11 protein-coding genes are annotated in these 13,349 nt (G+C 66.3%); 2 read left to right on the top strand and 9 right to left on the bottom strand.

Going from position 1 to position 13,349, the window contains the following annotated elements; all coding sequences use genetic code 11:
• Positions 1-29 precede the first annotated feature (29 nt).
• From A3A5_RS0106235 to A3A5_RS0106260, 6 genes are all read right to left on the bottom strand, one after another.
• Complete coding sequence (locus A3A5_RS0106235) at positions 30-2,465, bottom strand: polysaccharide biosynthesis tyrosine autokinase (RefSeq protein WP_026200512.1); 2,436 nt, start codon at positions 2,463-2,465, stop codon at positions 30-32.
• A 78-nt stretch (positions 2,466-2,543) separates the two neighbouring features.
• Positions 2,544-3,266, bottom strand: coding sequence for a Crp/Fnr family transcriptional regulator (locus tag A3A5_RS0106240; RefSeq protein WP_018309754.1), 723 nt, complete (start codon positions 3,264-3,266; stop codon positions 2,544-2,546).
• A 504-nt stretch (positions 3,267-3,770) separates the two neighbouring features.
• Positions 3,771-4,754 carry a DUF1839 family protein gene (locus A3A5_RS0106245; protein ID WP_026200513.1) on the bottom strand — a complete coding sequence of 328 codons (984 nt, stop codon included), beginning with the start codon at positions 4,752-4,754 and terminating at the stop codon, positions 3,771-3,773.
• A 504-nt stretch (positions 4,755-5,258) separates the two neighbouring features.
• On the bottom strand, positions 5,259-5,573 hold the full coding sequence (locus tag A3A5_RS0106250) for a hypothetical protein (protein ID WP_013951732.1): 315 nt from the start codon (positions 5,571-5,573) through the stop codon (positions 5,259-5,261).
• 123 nt (positions 5,574-5,696) lie between these two features.
• Positions 5,697-6,155 (bottom strand): response regulator transcription factor, encoded by a 459-nt coding sequence (locus A3A5_RS0106255; RefSeq protein WP_018309756.1) that lies wholly within the window; start codon positions 6,153-6,155, stop codon positions 5,697-5,699.
• A gap of 219 nt (positions 6,156-6,374) precedes the next feature.
• A complete protein-coding gene (locus A3A5_RS0106260) occupies positions 6,375-7,232 on the bottom strand; it encodes a response regulator transcription factor (protein ID WP_018309757.1) in 858 nt (285 codons plus the stop codon).
• 508 nt (positions 7,233-7,740) lie between these two features.
• Between A3A5_RS0106260 and A3A5_RS0106265 the strand changes: the two genes are divergently transcribed.
• Complete coding sequence (locus A3A5_RS0106265; RefSeq protein ID WP_018309758.1) at positions 7,741-9,312, top strand: phage integrase family protein; 1,572 nt, start codon at positions 7,741-7,743, stop codon at positions 9,310-9,312.
• Between the two features lie 51 nt (positions 9,313-9,363).
• On the opposite strand, the gene A3A5_RS0106270 is transcribed toward A3A5_RS0106265, so the two are convergent.
• Together A3A5_RS0106270 and A3A5_RS0106275 are read right to left on the bottom strand one after the other, a co-directional pair.
• Positions 9,364-10,377 carry a ParB/RepB/Spo0J family partition protein gene (locus A3A5_RS0106270; protein ID WP_018309759.1) on the bottom strand — a complete coding sequence of 338 codons (1,014 nt, stop codon included), beginning with the start codon at positions 10,375-10,377 and terminating at the stop codon, positions 9,364-9,366.
• Positions 10,378-10,379: 2 nt separating this feature from the next.
• Positions 10,380-11,039 (bottom strand): AAA family ATPase, encoded by a 660-nt coding sequence (locus A3A5_RS0106275; RefSeq protein ID WP_018309760.1) that lies wholly within the window; start codon positions 11,037-11,039, stop codon positions 10,380-10,382.
• A 373-nt stretch (positions 11,040-11,412) separates the two neighbouring features.
• Here A3A5_RS0106275 and A3A5_RS0106280 point away from each other — a divergent pair, with 373 nt between their 5' ends.
• On the top strand, positions 11,413-11,616 hold the full coding sequence (locus tag A3A5_RS0106280; RefSeq protein WP_006159056.1) for a cold-shock protein: 204 nt from the start codon (positions 11,413-11,415) through the stop codon (positions 11,614-11,616).
• 194 nt (positions 11,617-11,810) lie between these two features.
• On the opposite strand, the gene A3A5_RS0106285 is transcribed toward A3A5_RS0106280, so the two are convergent.
• Positions 11,811-12,905, bottom strand: a complete 1,095-nt coding sequence (locus tag A3A5_RS0106285) for a replication protein RepA (RefSeq protein WP_011616296.1) — start codon at positions 12,903-12,905, stop codon at positions 11,811-11,813.
• Between the last annotated feature and the right edge of the window lie 444 nt (positions 12,906-13,349).

The following is a 13,349-nucleotide window of genomic DNA, read 5'->3' on the forward strand; positions in this document are numbered from 1 at the left end:
AGAAATGGGTACGGCCGACGTCCTGCCGCTCAGGATTGCCCGGGCGCTTCTGACTTTGCCAGCGCTGGATGCCTGAGCTGCGGCGGCGGCAGCGGCATGCCCAGATAGGGATTGATGGTATTGAAATCCGCCCGGTTGCTGCGCCGGGGCATGACGCCGTTAAGGATGCCGCCGGCCAGCCGTGCGTTGGCATGCGCCAGGCGCTTGAGCGTTTCGTCGACCTGCGCCGTCGCCGTGACATCGGCGCGCACCACCACCAGCGTGGAACCGGCCAGGTTGGCCACCAGCGTGGCATCGGCCACCGCCAGCACTGGCGGCGTGTCCACCAGCACCAGGTCGAAGCGGCCCGCGCACAGCCGCAGGGATTCCGCCAGCGCGGGCAGCATCAGCAGCTCGGACGGATTGGCCGGCACCGCACCGCGACTGAGCAGGAACAGGCCGTTGATCACGCTCGGCTTGACCGCGTCGGCGATCGCGCTGCGGCCAGCAAGCACTTCCGCCAGCCCGGGCTCGGCAGGCAGGTCGAACCAGTCCGCCACGCGGCCGCGGCGCAGGTCTGCGTCGACAAGCAGCACACGCTGGCCGGCTTCGGCGAACAGCACTGCCAGGTTGACCGCGGCGAAGGTCTTGCCGGCAGCGGCGGCAGGGCTGGTCACCGCGACCACGCAGTTGGGCGCATCGCGCAACGCGAAATGCAGTGCCGCCCGCAGCGTGCGCAGGCCTTCCACGGCGAGCGAATGCGGGGCGCGCCGCGCCAGCAGGAACTGGTCGTGCAGGCCCTGGCGCATCAGCCGTTCGGCGCGCGCGCGCTCGTCCTCCGGGGCGGCGGCCGTGGCGGCGTCGATCACGCTGGTGGCAGACTCGGGCCAGCCCAGGCGTACATTGGGCGGCAGCACAAAGCCGGAGGCAATGCCCAGGCGGCGCTTGGCATCGACCAGTCGTTCCAGCCCGGTCTGCTCGTTGCTGAAAGCGATATCGCCCAGCATGGCCATGCCCAGGCGCTCTTCCGCATCGGCGGCGCTGGCTACCGACGGGCGCATGCGCTGGCGCAGGTTGACCGCGGCCACGCCCAGGCACAGGCCCAGCAAGGCGCCGGCAGAGGCGAACGGCCACGCGCCGAGACCGACCGGTGTGACCGGCGCGATGGCGGCATCGACCACGCGCATCTGGGTGGAGCTGTCGGACAGCATCAGCGACAGCTGCTCGACCTTGCTGCGCAATGACATGTATATGTCCTCGGCCACCTTGACGTCACGCGTGAGCGCCACCGATTCGCGCTCGGAGGCCGACAAGGTCTGCATGCGCGCGTCGATCTCCGCGCGCTCGCGAGTCATCTGCTGGATCTGGCTGTCGACGGTGCGGACCTCGTTGGCCTCGGGCGTGAAGCGCTGCAGCAGCCGCGTGCGCTCAAGCCTGAGCGCTGCGATCTGGCGCTGGTACTCCATGCTGTTGTTCAGGAACGACTGCGCATCGCGGCTGGGCTGCAGCGAACCCGTGCGCGCGCGGTAGCGCGTGAGCGCCTCTTCAGCACGCGTGAGCTCGCTCTGCACGCGCGGCAGCTCGCCTGACAGGAACGCAAGCGTGCCGGCCGCGTCCTGGCGGCGCTTGTCAGTCTGGCCGTCGATATAGGCGCGCGTGACTCCGTTGACGAGTTGGGCGGCAAGCTGGCGGTCCGGGTGTTGCCAGCTCACGCGCACGGTCCCGCCCGGCGCGGACAGGGGGTCGGCCGCGCCGCCCAGGCTCGCCGGGGTCCCGGTGCTTTCGCTTTCTACCGTGAGCCCGCGGCGCACGGACTCGGCGGTGCGGGCCAGGTCGTGCCGCGTGAGCTGGAAGCGCGTACCGGGCGCGGCCTCGATCTTGTCCACGCGCAGCACAATGCCGTTGGCCATCGCGGTCTCGCCGGCCTGCCCTTCGAGCAGCACGGTGTCCTGCTGCGTCAGGCGGTAGCGGCCCTCGCCGCGCACCTCGAAGGTGAGCGGCTGGTCTACCAGCGCCTCGGGCACGGTCATGCTGGCGATCACCAGGCGCTCGCCCCCCCAGGCATAGCCCAGGCTGGCGGGCCAGGTGCCGCGCGGCTGGCCGGGTGTGGAAAAACGCTGGACCAGCGCGCCCACCAGCGGCGCACGCAGCGGCTGCGCGGTGATATCGAGCCGCAGCCGTTCCACCACCGGACCGACCACGGCGCGGCTCCTGAGCAGGCCCGCGTCGAAGGCCGCCGGGCCCTGCGTCTGCGTGACGCTGCGCATGCCGCCATCGCGCCCCTCTACCTGCACCAGCGCCTGGGCGCGATACTGCAGCGGCGCGGACAGCGCCACCAGCAAGCCTGCGGCCGCCCCGGCCACGCCAGCCGCGGCGATCCAGCCGAGGTGGTCCATCAGCGCGCGCGCCTGCATGACGCCCGGCTGGGCATCACGTCGCGGGGTGGTGCTCTCAGCCGGTCCACCGGCATATGACAGTCTGCTCACGAGTACGGCTCCTCAAATGGGATCGGCGCGGCGTATGCACGCCGCGCTTCGCAGGCCACGCGCGCCGGAGCGTGGCGCTCAGGCGCCGGCCAGCGCGGGCAGCAGGCGGTCATACTCGCGCTTGACAAGCTTGTAGCACTCGCACGAATGCTTCTCCAGCCCGCAGCGGTCGATCACGGTGATATGGCCGCGGCTGTGGTGGATCAGGCCCAGGTCTTCCAGCTTGCCGGCCGCTTCGGTCACGCCTTCGCGGCGCACGCCGAGCATGTTGGCGATGACCTGCTGGGTGATCACCAGCTCGTTGGAGCTGAGCCGGTCGATGGCCAGCAGCAGCCAGCGGCACAGTTGCTTGTTCAGGGAGTGGTGGCGGTTGCAGGCCGCGGTCTGCGCAATCTGCGTGAGCATGGCCTGCACGTACAGCAGTGTCACGCGCTGCAGCGTGGGCAGGCGCGGCAGCTCGCCGCGCAGCAGGCGCGCGGGAATGCGATAGGCCATTCCGGGGCTGCGCACTTCCACCCGGCTGGGCATGGTGTCGCCGCCGGTGACCACGGGGATGCCAACCAGCCCTTCGTTGCCGACCGCGGCGATCTCGACCGTCGCGCCGTCCTCCAGCAGCGACAGCAGCGACACCACCGCGGTGGTCGGGAAATAGACGTGGACGATGCGCTGGCCGGAATCAGTCAGGAGTTCGCCGGCGCGCAGGCGGACCAGCTCGAAGTGCTGCGCCAGCGTCTCCCACTCGCCGCGCGGCAGCGCGCTGAGCAGGTGATTGACATGCAGATCCGATCGATGCGTAATCATTTTCGTACCCCTGTCCAATCCCGTGTCCGGGAACAACGCTCTGCCGGCCTGGCTCGGCACGACTGCTATCCGAGTACCGGCTGGCCACGCCACCGACCCAGATGCGGCGCTCTTTGCAAGCCAGTGCCTCTATTTAGCGTCATGGCAGCGCGCTCCGACAGTAGGCGAACGGCTGGGAAACGGTCATCCATCGGGAGGTTGGACGGAAAGGCGAGAGTGCAGCGGGCGCTGGCAAAGGCGCCATGCCGGCGGCGGCGGCTATGTCTGCCGCCGCCACACGAGGCGAGGCAGCACGGCGGCTGGAAGCGGTTCCGGGCTAATCAGCCACGGCAGCGCGCAAGCCTGGATGCATGGCATGCCCTCCGCTGTCGGCATGAGACCCGGGCTATCGTGCAAATGGCGGATGCTGCGGCTTGCCCCCGGCGCCGGATCAAAGCGGTTTTGTGCCACGCGCCAGAGGCCACACAAGGCACGGGTTGCCCGCTGCAGGCACGGTCTGCCGGCTCATGGCGTGAACTCGCCGAAATGCGCGGCCAGCAACGGCACGCTGGCCAGGTATGAGGCTTCGAGCTGGTCCAGGCAGTCTTCGCAACGGTCCGGCTTGCGGCTGATGACCGCGCGCATCAGGCGGAACTGCATCACCATCGCCTCCGAGGCCATGGTGTAGCAGGCTTGCGCCGCCTTCTCAGGCACCTCCTGCCCATGCATCACCAGCCAGCGCAGGTAGCGCGCCAGCAGCTCGAAATTGGCGCCGAGCTGGCGCAGCACGCCCGACGCGTAGTGGTGAAAGCCCGGTTCGCCGCGCGCCATCAGCCGCTCGAGATGCTGGGGAAACACCGCCCGAAACAGGGTGACGGGGTTCTCGCGCGGACGGTTTCCCAGGTGAAAGCGCAGCAATGCCAGCGAGGCCTCGAGCAGCGTCTCGGCAGCGTGCGGGTGTCCGTTGCGGCGGACCACGTCGGCATGCAGGAAGGGCAGCGCCTCGGCACTGCGCACGTCCGGTGCCAGGCGAATGATGGCGGCGTAGTCCTCGCCGGTCGCGGTGTGGTAGCCGTCGGAGTGGTAGTAGCCGACCGCGCCGGCCTCGGGCATCAACACATCGATGGCAATGCAGGTGGGCATGCAATGGCGCAGGTAGCCGGCGCCGCGGGGTGGCGGCAGCTGGCTGCTGTCCAGTTCCATCACGACAATATGGCCGCGCGAGGTCTGTGCCGCCACGTGCGACTCGAGCGAGTCGTAGAACGTCAGCGCGTGCACCGTGAGGCCGTACAGCCGCTCCAGGTCGGCATCCGGAAAGCGGCACGGCGTGAAGTGGTCGGCCTCGAAGTCCTGCCGCACCGCGCAGGCCAGTGCCGCGACAGGCGGCAGGTCCAGTCCGTGCAGCAGTTCGATCCAAAGGTCGATGTAGCAGTTGACGTGCGACCACACCGGATTGCCGCCGCGCAACCCCGGTCCGCCCCGCCCACGCATCCTGGTGTCGCCGTGCACTAGTGACCTCCGCGCCTGCCATGCGGTTTCGTGAGCGGGTACGGACGGCCCATGCCGGGCCCGCGCGCGTACCTGACGTGCGATGCGGCAGGCCAAGCGCTGACACCAGTCATTTTTCCGTCTCCCCCTGAACCCGAGCCAGATACTTGCTGCCATTGGCCGTAATGGCGATCTTGGCGCGCGTGGTTCAGGCCAGTCTGTTGGACGGCGCACAAAAAACAGGCGGACGGTTCAGGCAGTTCAGGGGCACTCGGCCGCAAATATGCGCGCATGGTGCTTCTGGTTGATGGAGGAGCGCGAGCCGATTGGTTATCGTCAAAGAGACGTGTGGGCGGGCAGTATGGCTCGCACGCCTTCAAAGCCCGCATGGTCCCCCGGTCGGCGGGCTTCTTTTTTGGCTCGCCGGCAAGCTGCGCGATCACGAGGGGAATGACAAAGGCACAGTGGCACCCGGCGGGGCCGCCGGGTGCCACTGTGCCTGACTCTCGCTTGATGCCTGCAGGTTCAGGCTACGAGTGGCGGCGGCACGCGATGCCGATGCTGAGCAATGATCAGCGCCCTCAGGCTTTCCACACGCAGCCGCGCTTCGCGCTCGCCGGCCGCGCGGGCCGCGTCGGCGGCGGCCAGCTCACAGTCAAACTGACGTCCGTGCAGTTCACCGCGGTAGAGCAGCGGCTCATCGCTGCCCTCATTGGCACCCGCGTGGCAACCATCGTCCAGGCTGGCAGCCAGCCTGATCTCGAAGCAGCACGCCCACTTGCCTCTGCCTTCGCGCACAGCAAAGCCGCGAACGACGAGGAATTCCAGTCCGGCCTCCATATGACCCCCTTACTTCCCCGCGGCGGCCTGCCTGCAAATTGGGCTGGCTTCTGCCTCCGGGCGACTCAAGCATAGGTGATCGGGTGCGATGCGCACTCCTCCGGTGGATGTAGGACAGCTCGCTCAAACGAGGGAGGCGCTCGTCCCGTTGGCGCCCGTCAGTGACAGCGCCATGCGCGGAAAACATTGGCCGCCCGCCCAGACCAGCGCGGTGGCTGCGCAGACCAGTTCGAGCGGTGCCGGCAGCGCGAGACACCCGCTGGCACCGAGCAGCGCGGCATGCAGCATCAGCGAGGCATCGAGGCGATCGGACAGCACCAGCCAGCGCCGTGGCGCCAGGCGTGCCTGCAGCTGGTCCAGCAACGCACGCGGGTCGCCCTCCAGCGCGCTGCAGTCGATCAGCGCGATATCGGCCGGGTCCGGCGATGGCTCCGATGACCAAGCCTGCGTCGATGCGCACGCTGATTCATGCAGCCACTGCGGCGTACGCCACGTGATCGGCTGCGGCACGTCCAGTGCGTTCAGGCGACGCGCCAGGACACGGCACATCATTTCATTGCTGGCGATGAGGTAGGTCGGCATTGACTCGGTCTGGCAGCGGGCCCGGGCCGCAGATGCGCTTGCCACCCGGTCGGGATCCGGGCCGCGGCGCGGCCCGCCTTGCAGGGCATCAGGGCAGCGCCGGCCGCCGGCAAAAGTGTCTGCAGATGCCTTTCATCACAAGGTAGCAAGCCGCCGCCGCCATTGCCTCATGCTTTTGGCCGAGAGCCGCACGCCAGAAGGATGAGGCGCGGCCGCCAGTCACGCTGCCTGGCAGGTGTGGTCAGGCGCCGGCACGCGGGTCACCGGATTGGCGGGCGTGGCGGGCCCGGCCCAGTTGAGCGTGGCGCCCTTCTGCAGAGCAACGTAGACGGCCTCGCCCTTGTTGCGCACGTGCAGGCGCTGGTACAGCGTGCAGGCATGCGTCTTTGCGGTGGCCACCGAGATATTCAGCATGCGGCTGACCGTCTTGATGGGATAGCCCCGCGCCAGCAGCGCAAGCACTTCGTACTGGCGCTCGGTGATATTCAGCAGGTGCGCGCCGGCCGACGGGGTTTCGTGGTACGTCGCATGTGCCTGGAAATGGAGCTGGGGCGCGGGCACCGCGTTGTCGAGCATGGCTTCGCCGATGCCCGCGCGCAGCGCCACGACCCGGGCTTCGCCCTGCCCTGCGCTGCTTGCCACCGGGGCATGGCCGGCTTCCAGTTCCGGTTGCCAGGCGTGGCTGCCTTGGGAACGCGCCGGGAAGCATTCGCCGCCGGCCAGCACCAGGCGCACCGCCGCATCGAGCGCATCCGCGCTGCAGCTCTTGGCCACGCAACCGCGCACCGAGTCAGGCAAGCCCGCACCCGGCAGCGCTGGCGCCGCCTGATCGCTGAGGACTAGCACGCGCTGCGGGCGCAGCCGCTGGCACAGTTCGTCCAGCATGGCCCAGCCGCCGGCGTGGTCGGCAGGCAGACCGTAGATCAGCAGGTCGGCATCGTACAGCCACAAATCCGAATCGACTGGGGCGAGGGGATCGATATCGATCAGGTCACCAGGAATATGTGCTTGGGCCAGCAGATGGCGCAGACCCAGGCGCAGGAGGGGGTGAGGCTCGATCAAGAGGATGGTGGCCATGGCCGCTCTCTTATTATTGCGGCAAGTACGGACCCTGCGACAATCCGCGCTTGCTTGTCGGAAATGCTCCGCTATCTTGCGGCTGCAGTTCCATACGATCCGCCATCGCTCCAGACCGCCTTGCAGCCTTCCCGTCTGGCTGCAGGTCTGTCCTTCCCGTGGAGATACCGGATCGCCCCGTTTTGCGTGTTAAGACGCTTATGTAGAAAGAGTTTTAGATACGACTGAAGTCTGATCTAAGTATTTATAACTCCTGACCTGCAGCATATGAAACGCGTAACCCGAATGCAAGGTGATGGTGCGCCGCGGGGGTTTTCCCCGAGCACCGCCTGACGCCAGCATACGATCGCACGAGGCCAGCGGGGATGACTTTCTAGTGCAAACACGCATAAAATTATCGGCATTGCATTTTGCTATGCATTTCGGGCCGGATGAATTCTCGCTCGCTTCAAGTGCCTTATAAATCAAGAAGTTAGCCATTCAGCGCATTCGTGCCATGATTCCTGGAATGAAGACGGTCAGCCTCACCCGCAGCGAGTTTGCGGCGGTGCGCGCCTATGTCCAGGGCATGCCGGCAGCCATGGTGGTGCCCCGCTACCTGGCCGACGAAACCGATGACGACGAAGCCGGGGCCGAATCTTCACTGCGAGTCCTGCTTGCCCTGCGCGACCGGATGGTCCAGCTCGCGCACCTGCACGGTCGGGCAGATCTGGCCGAACTGCTGCTGGCCGGCCCTGGCCGCTCCAACCGCGGCATGGACCGCCGGGTGGACGCGCTGGCCGAGCTCGAGCGTATGGGTACGGCGGCGCCGCGGCCCCAGCATGGCGTGGAGTTGTGGTTTGCACCAGCCTTGGCGCGGCGCCTGCGCAAGGCTGAAATTGTGACGCTTAATACTCTTTTAGAGCTTGCGAACCTGCGCGGCAACGCCTGGTGGCGAACCGTCCCGCGCATTGGCGCGCTTGCCGGCGCGGCCGTCAACCGCTGGCTCAGCGAGAACCGCGCTGCCTTCCGGGACCCCGATGGCAAACTGCTGCTGGGCGCGCATGTCGGCAACCGCAGCTTGCTCGAGCAAGGCAGATTGGGGCCAGGGATGCGCCAGCCGCTGCCGCTGGAATGGATGACCGCGCCGCCCGCGTTGGACCCTGACGCCAGTTGCCCGTACAGCCAGGGCCTCGACGTGGCGCAGGCCTGGCTGCGCGATGCCGCCGGCGACAGCGGCAACACGTTCTCGGCTTACCGCAAGGAGGCCGAGCGCTTGCTGCTCTGGGCAGCGCTGGAACGGTGCAAGGGCCTGTCGCAGCTCGATCTGGACGACCGTCAGGCCTACCTGGGCTTCCTGGCGCAGCCCGAACCTGCCAGCCGCTGGTGCGGACCGCGGGCACCGCGCCACCTGGCCGCATGGCGTCCGTTCACCGGCCCGCTCAGTCCGGCAAGCGTGCGGCACAGCATGCGGGTGCTGGCCGCCCTCTTCCGCTGGATGCATGCCAACGGATACCCGGGCGCAGCGCTCTGGCCGGCTCAGATACCGGACGGCACCGAAGCATCGGCGGCAACTGCGGCGGCGCGGCCGGACGCCGCGCAGGTTCCCGGAGCCAGCCTGGCCCCCTTCCTGTCATGGCTGGAACGCCGGGGCGGCGACGGCGATGGACAGCGCTACCGCACGGCCCACGCGGCAATCCTGCTGTTGCGGGAACACCGGCTCAGCCTGGACCGGCTGACCTCGGTCACGCGGCGTTCACTAGCCCCGATGCAGCCGCCTGCGCGCAGTCCGGAAGACGGTATGGGAAGTGCTGCGCCAGACGGAACGCCTGGCTTTGGCCTGGCCACGCAGCACGCGCTGGCTCTGCATTGGCGTGACCGCAATCTCCAGTGGGATGGCGCGGGCACCGAAGACGCATCGCTGATCGGTCCACCCGCCGCGCCTCCGACCCGGCGCGCGCAGCGCAAGCTGGCGGCATTGCCCCGGGCCGGCTACTCGGTGCGCGGCCTTCACGCGCTGCTGTCCAGCATGCTTGAGCGCTATCGCAAGACCTGTGACCAGGAGTTTGACGCGCGGTCGCCGCGCGATCTGCTGGCCTGAGCACGGCGGCGGCAGTACTGCCGCCGCAGCGCCATGGCTTGCCTGCCCGGCTCAGAGCAGGGTCTTGTCCAGCCCGAAGCGGGCCTTCAGGGCCTCGACCAGCGCCTCGCGGGCATTGCGGTCGCTCAGTTGCACGTCCAGCATCACGCGTCCCGAGTCCCATTCCTTGATGGTGCCCAGCAACTGGCCGCTGTCGGTCCGGATCTTGTATTGCCGGCTGATTTCCTTGACCTTGCGCGCCTTGCCTTCCTGCGCGTGCTTGCGGATGGCTTCTACCTCGCGGCTCGACAGGCCGTCATTGATGATGCGCGCCGCCAGTTCGCGCGTGCGCTCCTCGCCGGCCAGCTTGCAGTACAGCGTCAGTTCATAGCCCGCGGCGATGCCGATCGCGCTCGGGCGCTCGCGCATCACGCCCAGCACTGACTCAGGCAGGCGCAGCAGCGCCAGCGTCTTGTTCACGGTGCCGGCCGACATGCCAGTCAGCTCGCAGATTTCCTCTTCCTTCTGGACCTTGCCCTCGTCCAGCAGCTGGCGCCAGGCGATCGCATTGTCCAGCGCCGACTGGTCCGAGCGCTGCTCGTTGAGCATGAACGACAGCCGGTAAAAATCCAGGTCGCTCAGGTCGTTTTCGACAAAACATTCCATCTCGAGCTTGCCGGCGGACGCCAGGGCTCGCTTGCGGTAGTGGCCGTCGATCAGGATGTAATGGCCGGGGCGCGCCGGGTCGGGCGCGGCCAGGCCGGGCGTCTTCTGACCGTGCGTGGCGATGGATGCCGCCCGCTCCTGCACCACGGCCGGATCGTAGAGGCGCCGAGCGTTGAGAGGATTGTCGTGCAGTTGCGCCAGCGGAATCCTGATCAGTTGCCGGCCCGCGGCGGCTTCGTCAAGACTTTCAGCGCTGAAAACCGGCGTGCCATCGGCTGCCCTGCCCTGCAGCAAGCCGTTCGGATGCTGGGAAATGGCCGCTTCTGCGCGTGCGAAGCGGTCCAGCGTTTCGTTGCGGTTCTTTTCGGCCGCCATGCCGGCCAGCATGCCAGCCTTGAGGCTTTTCAGTTTGGTAGCCATGCCTAGTGCTCAATCAAAGACAGTATTTCGTCGACCATCATGTCGACCTCCTGCACCGCCTCGCGCGCGCCGACAACGCCGTGCACGGTGCAGCCGATCGCCTGGCATTCCCGGAATGCCGAGCGCGATCCGATCATCGAATTCAACAGCGGTACGTCGCCGTCGTCGCCAAGAATCTCAATAGCCTGGCGCGCGATCGAGACGCGGCGCTGGACCATATTGGCCATCACGCGGATGAGCAAGGATTCATTCTGGACTTGGGCGTGTTGCGCCAGTGTCTTGGCCGCTACCGCCGCCCACAGGTCCGGCGGCGAAGGCACCACCGGAATAATGGCAAGGTCAGAAATCAGCAGCGCGCTCGAGGGCGCCGCCGAATGTACCGCCGGAGGGCAATCCACGACGATGTAGTCATAATCCTGGACGAATTTGCGGACCTCGCGGTGCATGGCGCCGCCCGAGGGTGCCAGGCCGATCACGGAAGCCGGGAAAGGCCGCTCGTCGCTGGCCTGCGCCGCCCATCGGGTGGCGGTACCTTGCTCATCCATGTCGACCAGCATCGAGCGCGCGCCGCGCAGGCCGAGCGTACCGGCAAGGTGCATGCTGACCGTCGTCTTGCCGCAACCGCCTTTCTGGTTAAAGACCGTGATGATTTTGGCTGGCACTGCGACCTCTCTTTCAGCGCTGAAAGCGCGGTTGATTCTTAAGGCGCAACTGTAGCCAAAACCAGGTGATGCTTCAACCGTTTTTCAAATTTACAAAAAATATATTAGCCCCACAGGGGCACTGGCCGTCAGGAAGCTGGAAACGGGCCGGGCCGTAAAATTGCTTGAAAAGCAGGCCGGAATGTGCCTAAAGTATCTGTAGTGCGCATTACGCCGCACATGACACCGCAATCCAAAGTGGTTATGATGCGCGCTACAGTCGAGTCAAGTCATGTCAACCTCGTCGGCTTCCGTTCGGTATCTACGAGAACTCAACGTGCTTGAACGGTTGTTTGCGTTGTGTACAAGAACTTGCTTCGAAAAGGAAATTCCTATGGCAACCGGTACGGTCAAGTGGTTCAACGAGACCAAGGGCTTTGGCTTCATTACCCCGGACGACGGTGGTGCAGACCTGTTCGCGCACTTCTCGGAAATCCAGGGCTCGGGCTTCAAGACCCTGAAGGATGGGCAGCGCGTGACGTTTGAAGTCAAGCAAGGCCCGAAGGGCCTGCAGGCTTCGGCAATCAAGCCGGCCTGACCAGCCTCGGCTGACCCTGCCCGTTGCGGATCCGTCCGCGGCGGGCAAACAAGAAAGGCAAGCGTCCAACGCTTGCCTTTCTTGCATTCAGGGGCGGGACATGGTCACTGCCTTCCGCTGCGGACCACCCGGGCCGCTTCTGCCGTCCCGAGAGCGCTAGCAGCAGCGTGCGCGGCCTTTCCCGGGGCCGGAACTCAGCCCAGCTTGCGCACGCTGGTGCGGGATGGCTGCAGGATCAGCGCCTTGGACGAATCCGCATCGACCTTGGCTCCGGGGTACACCACCAGCACATCCTTCAGGGCCTTGCGGAACAGCGCGCGGAATTTGCGCTCGCTTTCGGTCTCGGTGCCGAACTGCATCTGCAGCGCTTCCCACGGGATTTCCGTGCGGCGCTGGATCGTAAAGAAGCGGTAGGTCAGCCACGAATACACGTCCAGCGCGAACGGCGACTGCTTCAGCGCCTTCAGGGCGCGCATGTCCACCGGTACGGGGCGGTTGACCAGTTCGTTGAAGAACGGCTCGGACAGCACCACGAAGCTCTCGAACATGGACCCCTGGCCCGGCTGCATGGGATCCCACCAGGTCGACAGCTGGTCGGCCAGCAGGTAGCCCACGCGGTCGATCGAGAGCGGCTCGTGGTTGGGGTTCTGGTTCTGGCTTGGCGTCGACTTGTTCTGCACGATGGCGATGGTCGCAGAGAACAGGCGGATCATCTGCTGGCGTACCAGCGTCATGGTGCCGCGCTTGCCGCCAGTGGCCATCGGAATGCCGAGGTTATACATGAACTCGGACAGCGAATTGCCCAGCGAAATGCGCCGGTCCTCGACCGTGCCAGTGAATTCGCCGCGCTTTTTCTTCGCCATGATCTCCTTGCCGATCCAGGCCAGCATCAGCCGTGGATAGGAGCCATAGGGGTAGCCCAGCGAAACGGTCTCTGACACCAGCTTCTGGCGGCCGTTGGTGGCACGCTCGGAGCGCTGCTGAGTGAAGTAGCCTGGCTGGATCATCAGCGAGATATTGCCGCTGGTGCGGGTCCATACCGGCGGCGCGCCCTTGGGCGCGCGGTAGGGCAGCGTCACCTGGACGCTGGCGCGGCTCAGGAAGCCGACTTCGCCGCTTTGCCAGGCGTCTTCACGCTCCATGGCCTGCGCTTCGTCGAACAGGCGCTGGAATTTCTCGGACGGAACCAGGTTGTTCTCGTTGCCGGGAACAATGATGCGGGAGGGCTCGGCGTCCAGGTCGAGGACGCTTCGGTCCCCCGTGGTGGCCGGGGAGCGTTTAATGGGCATATTGGCGTGCTTCGGATTACCCGCCTTTGTACTCGAAGCCGCAAAGGTTGTCACGCAGAAACAGGTACGCAAAGCCTTTGCCTTGCCCTCCTGCCTTTTTTGCCATCCGGGGATTTCAAGACTGGTCGCATGGTGGCGGACGGTGGGCAACCCGCGAGGGTTGTCCACGGTTCGCCAGCCATCCACTACCAGTAAACGATACCGATACGGGTTAACTACTTGTAAACCGTATACGTGAAGTTCAGCGCCTTGATTCGTAAGGGAAAAATCAACCCCGCCGAACCCGATTCTGCGGGCAAACGTACTCGATTCTGCGAAGGGCCGAACCCGTATCTGCGGCAAGGCGAACCTGTATCTGCGGGTGGGGCGAACTGGTTTCTGCGGGGATAACTCGCGGATTCCACAGCCTTTTCCACCGCGACCACCCCGCAAACCGTACCCGTT

Origin of the sequence: Cupriavidus sp. UYPR2.512 (genome assembly GCF_000379565.1) — a bacterium.
GTDB lineage: Bacteria > Pseudomonadota > Gammaproteobacteria > Burkholderiales > Burkholderiaceae > Cupriavidus.

What these genes read in the sequence shown, in the direction of transcription:
- A3A5_RS0106285 (WP_011616296.1), bottom strand. Translation starts at nt 12,905, where the DNA reads ATGCCCATTAAACGCTCCCCGGCCACCACGGGGGACCGAAGCGTCCTC.
- A3A5_RS0106250 (WP_013951732.1), bottom strand. Translation starts at nt 5,573, where the DNA reads ATGGAGGCCGGACTGGAATTCCTCGTCGTTCGCGGCTTTGCTGTGCGC.
- A3A5_RS0106265 (WP_018309758.1), top strand. Translation starts at nt 7,741, where the DNA reads ATGAAGACGGTCAGCCTCACCCGCAGCGAGTTTGCGGCGGTGCGCGCC.
- A3A5_RS0106240 (WP_018309754.1), bottom strand. Translation starts at nt 3,266, where the DNA reads ATGATTACGCATCGATCGGATCTGCATGTCAATCACCTGCTCAGCGCG.
- A3A5_RS0106260 (WP_018309757.1), bottom strand. Translation starts at nt 7,232, where the DNA reads ATGGCCACCATCCTCTTGATCGAGCCTCACCCCCTCCTGCGCCTGGGT.
- A3A5_RS0106270 (WP_018309759.1), bottom strand. Translation starts at nt 10,377, where the DNA reads ATGGCTACCAAACTGAAAAGCCTCAAGGCTGGCATGCTGGCCGGCATG.
- A3A5_RS0106280 (WP_006159056.1), top strand. Translation starts at nt 11,413, where the DNA reads ATGGCAACCGGTACGGTCAAGTGGTTCAACGAGACCAAGGGCTTTGGC.
- A3A5_RS0106255 (WP_018309756.1), bottom strand. Translation starts at nt 6,155, where the DNA reads ATGCCGACCTACCTCATCGCCAGCAATGAAATGATGTGCCGTGTCCTG.